Annotated in this window: 3 protein-coding genes and 1 pseudogene; 3 read left to right on the top strand and 1 reads right to left on the bottom strand. The window is 69.6% G+C overall.

Going from position 1 to position 4,254, the window contains the following annotated elements:
• Positions 1 to 222: pseudogene (locus ACJ8AT_RS38295) on the top strand (IS630 family transposase); the annotation flags it as partial.
• Between the two features lie 325 nt (positions 223 to 547).
• Here the strand turns inward: ACJ8AT_RS38295 and ACJ8AT_RS38290 are convergent.
• Positions 548 to 1,591, bottom strand: a complete 1,044-nt coding sequence (locus tag ACJ8AT_RS38290) for a histidine kinase dimerization/phospho-acceptor domain-containing protein (protein ID WP_407742936.1) — start codon at positions 1,589 to 1,591, stop codon at positions 548 to 550.
• Between the two features lie 197 nt (positions 1,592 to 1,788).
• Here ACJ8AT_RS38290 and ACJ8AT_RS38285 point away from each other — a divergent pair, with 197 nt between their 5' ends.
• Together ACJ8AT_RS38285 and ACJ8AT_RS38280 are read left to right on the top strand one after the other, a co-directional pair.
• Positions 1,789 to 3,864: an alginate lyase family protein gene (locus ACJ8AT_RS38285; protein WP_407742935.1), complete on the top strand. Its 2,076-nt coding sequence runs from the start codon at positions 1,789 to 1,791 to the stop codon at positions 3,862 to 3,864.
• 60 nt (positions 3,865 to 3,924) lie between these two features.
• Positions 3,925 to 4,254, top strand: a 330-nt coding sequence (locus ACJ8AT_RS38280; RefSeq protein ID WP_407742934.1) for a 3-hydroxyacyl-CoA dehydrogenase NAD-binding domain-containing protein, incomplete at its 3' end; no start/stop codon positions are given.

The raw sequence follows: 4,254 nt of genomic DNA, 5'->3' as shown, positions 1-4,254 counted from the left end.
CTCTACACCCCGCCCCATGCCTCCTGGCTCGATCAGGCCGAGTTGCTCCTCCGCGCCTTCGCAGCGCGCTACCTCCAGCGAGGGGAGTGGGCCAGCCGCGCTGAGCTCATGGCTCACCTCAATGCGAGCTGGCCCGAGTACAACCGCCTCTACGCGCACCCGTTCACTTGGTCCTGGACCCGCTCCAAGATGCACGCGTGGGTGGACCGCCACTTTGCCTGACTATGTCCAACAACTTCGTGGACACTCCACTAGGTTCGTGGAGAGGCTGCAGTGCAGCCCGCTTTGGGCAAACGCCGGCCAGGCTGACCTCCCAAGAGGGGACAGCAGAGGTGTGGGCCTGTGGGCACCTACGGCTTGGGGCTCAACACCCCGCCCGCTGCGGTGGCCCCTGCGCCGGGCCCGCTTCGCAGGCCGCGAGGGCAGGCTCAGGTACTCCAGAATGGCGCGCACCCCACCTAACTAATTAGAGTTCCTTTCATAACCCGTCGATGGCGGGCACAGCCCGAGGGGCGGCGCCGGCCGGGCGAGGTTGTGAAAGGAACTCTTAGTGCAGCACCGTGCTGAGGCCCACGGCGGGCAGGTGCAGCCGCAGCTCGAACGGGGCTTCGTCCTGGAGCGAGAGGGTGCCGCCCAGCCTCAGGACGAGCTGCTCCAGCTGCGCCACCTTGCGAGCCGGCAGCGCGCGGTGCTTGTCCGTGGACACGCGCACCCGCCACATTCCGAGCCTCTCGTGCGGCTCGATGCTCAGGTTCACCGTGTGGGCGTTCAGGGCGCTCACGTCCCGGGCCAGCAGCCGGGCCAGCTGTGTCAGCACGGCCGTGGAGCCTCGCACGGGCGCGGACGGGAGCGCGCACTCCAGGTGGAGGGTGACATGCGGGGCTCGCGCGAGCGGCTCGAAGGCCTGCTCGAGCAGGTAGCGCAGATCCTCGGGCGCCCCGCCTCGCGAGAGCTGCTGGACGATGAGCATGTTCATGTCCTGGGTCGCGCTCACCATGCGCTCGACGTAGCGCTCCATGGTGGGCGTGAGCGCGCCCGTCATGCCCTTGCGCATCATGTCCAGGTAGCCCTTGATGACGAGCAGGGGCGTCCGGAGATCGTGAGATGCCCGGGAGCGGTTGCACTCCCGGAAGGCCAGCTCCCGCTCCAGCCGGCGCCGCTCCTGATAGAGCTGGGCCTGCCGGGTCTGGGCCGAGGCCTCGCGCCGCCGCGCCACCAGCAGCGTGCCGGCCAGACGCGCGATCCGCTCTAGCAGCTCGGGTCCCTCGGCGGCGGCCTGCTCGGGGAGGACCACGAGCGTCGAGCGCCCATCCTCGACAGGAAACACCTGGACCCGCCGGGATCGTGACGGAGAGGGGGGCCTGAGGCCCGCCTCGGCGATCCTCATGCGCCCTTCATGAAGAGCGATGCCCGCCGCGCCCGTGAGCCGCAGCGCTTCCTTCAGCAGCGCCTCCAGCCCCGCGCGCGCACCATTCCTGAGAGCGTGCTCGGCCACCGCCGCCATCGCCCGCTCCGCCTCTGCGGGCCCGAGAGCTTCCTCGGGTTGCCGCCCACTCAACGCTCCGCCTCGCACGAGGAGAGGAATGATCATGGACCGGGATCGGCGCAACGCTTCCCCGTCGAAGAACTGATCTCCACCCTACAGAGAAGCGCCCTACCCAAAAGGAAGGGTGGATCCTGGACTTTTTACTGACGGCCAGGACCTGGGGAAGAGCCAAACCCAACAACATCAACGGCTTCAGTTTGGCCGGGCGATTGCTAACGGGTGTGCAGGACGGTGAACGGGCGATGGGCAATCTTGATTACTACACGGCACTGGTTCGTCTCGCTCCGGCGGCAGTCGCCAGGAGCGCGGTGCGACGGGTGCAGGGCGTGGCCCGGCAGGCGCTCTACCGCCGCCGCTATCGCGTGGACGAGCTGCGGCTGCTCCAGGCGTATGGAGCCGCCTCCGCCACGGAGCTGGCGAGTCGGTTCCTGAGCACGCGTCAGACGGGCACGTGGTGCGAGCACACGCAGCGCCGCTCCGTGCTCCGGGCGCTCGCGGCCATTCCGGGTGCGCGGGAGCGGGCGCTCAAGCGGGCCCGCGCGGCGTTGGCTCAGGAGTTCGATGTCTTTGGGACGTGCGTGGCCTTCGGTGAGGGCCGGGCGGTGGACTGGTCCCTGGATCCTCTGAGCGGCTACCGCTACCCGCTGGAGCCCGTGGATCAGCTCCGGCTGCAGCGGCCCGGCTCGGATCCGAAGTATCCGTGGGTGTTCGGCCGGCTCGACAGCCTGGTGGCGCTGGGCCAGGGCTACTGGGTGGAGGAGGAGGCCGAGGCGCGGGCCCGCTTCGCGCGGGGCTTCGTCCTACAGACGCTCGACTTCCTTCAGGCCAACCCAACAGGCCTGGGCGTGCAGTGGGCCTGTCCGATGGAGGTGGCCCTGCGCGCGGCCAATCTGGCGCAGGCGCTCGCCATGTTCGCGGAGGCTCCCGAGGTCCAGCGGCCCGAGTTCCTCGTGCCCGTGCTGAGCGCTCTCGCCGAGCACGCGGACTGGGTGGAGGCACGGCTGGAGGATCGTGGCGCCGTCCCCAACAACCACCTGGTGTCCAACTACGTGGGCCTGCTCGTGGTGGGCCTGCTCTTCCCGGAGCTACCGGGCTCGGCGCGTCAGGTGGCGCTCGCGGTGAAGGGCCTGCGCTCGCAGATGGAGGCGCAGGTGCACGCCGAGGGCACCTCCTTCGAGGGCTCCACGCCCTACCACCGGCTCGCGGTGGAGTTGTTCACCCTGGCGCACGTGGTGGCGCTTGGGACGGGAGTGGATCTGGGGAAGGGCTACGCCGAGCGCTTGAGAGGGATGTATCAGGCCGCGCGAGCGTGGTGCTCTGAGCAAGGGCTGGCGCCGCAGATTGGCGACAACGACTCTGGCCGTGTCTTTCCGTTCCGGGACCGCGCGGATCTGGATCATGGCTATCTGGCTCCGCTGGGGGCTGCGCTCTTCGGGGAGGCGTCCCTGGCGGGCGGCGAGCTTCCGGACGAGGCGGCATGGCTGCTGGGGCGGCCGGGCTTGGAGCGCTTCCAGGCGCTGGCTCCCGCTGCGCCTCCGACGTCGGTCAGCTTCCCGGCGGGCGGCTTCCACATCTTGCGCGGAGCCGAGGCCGTCATCACTGTCAGCGCCGGTCGACAGGGGCAGCAGGGCGTGGGCGGGCACAGTCACAACGACAAGCTTTCATTCGAGTTGCACCTGCGCGGGCAGCCCTTGATCGTGGATCCGGGGACGGGCACGTACACGCGGGATGCGACGGTGCGCAATGCCTTCCGGGGCACGGCGGCGCACAACACACTCGAGCTGGACGGAGCCGAGCAGGTGGCCTTCGCGCCCACGCGGCTCTTCGCGCTGCCCGAGGATGCGCGCGCCCGGGTGGAGGTGTTCCAGACCGGGCCGGAGCTGGATCGGCTCAGCGTGAGGCATGACGGCTACCGGGCGCTGCCGGCGCCCGTGGGCATCGAGCGGACCTTCCTCCTGGACAAGCGCGAGCGGGCGCTCTCGGTCACGGATCGGCTCATTGGCACGGGAGCGCATGCAGTCGTGGGCCGGCTGCACCTGCCGGACGTGCACGCGCGGCTGCGGGCTCCCGAGCCCGAGGAGCTGGCGCGGGCGCTGCGGGTGCCGGACGCGCCGCGGGAGTTCGAGCCGCTCGGAGTGGAGCTGGGGCCCGAGGACGCGGTGAGGGCGCTGGTGCTCTTCGCCTCGGGCCTGACGCCTCGGCTGGAGCCGTCCTCGTACTCGCCTGGGTACGGGCAGGTGCTGCCGGCGTGCATGGTGACTTACGGGGCGCAGCGTTTGCCCCCGGCGTGGTTGCGGTGGGTGGTCGTCTTTTTGTGATGGGTTGTTGAACGGCTTGAGGCGTCCGTGATTCGCGGCGCCTCATTGGGAGGGTGTGCGATGCGCGTGATGGTGAGCCCGCTGGTCGACATGATTCGCAAGCGGGAGGCGAAGGTGGGCGTGGTGGGGTTGGGTTACGTGGGGCTTCCGCTGGGCATGGCGTTCGCGGAGGCCGGCTTCCCCGTGACCGGGCTCGATATCGACAAGCGCAAGATCGACAAGATTGCGAAGGGTGAGAGCTACATCAAGCACATCCCCAGCGAGCCGCTGGCGAAGCTGAGCACCGAGGGCAAGCTCAAGGCGACCACGGACTTCGCCAAGGCGGCGGAGATGGACTGCATCGTCATCTGCGTGCCCACGCCGCTGACGGCCTCGCGCGAGCCGGACATG

It is taken from the genome of Hyalangium sp. (assembly GCF_045802625.1).
Lineage (GTDB): Bacteria > Myxococcota > Myxococcia > Myxococcales > Myxococcaceae > Hyalangium.
The sequence above is the reverse complement of the archived record's forward strand: the minus strand, read 5'-3'. Positions and strand labels throughout refer to the sequence as shown.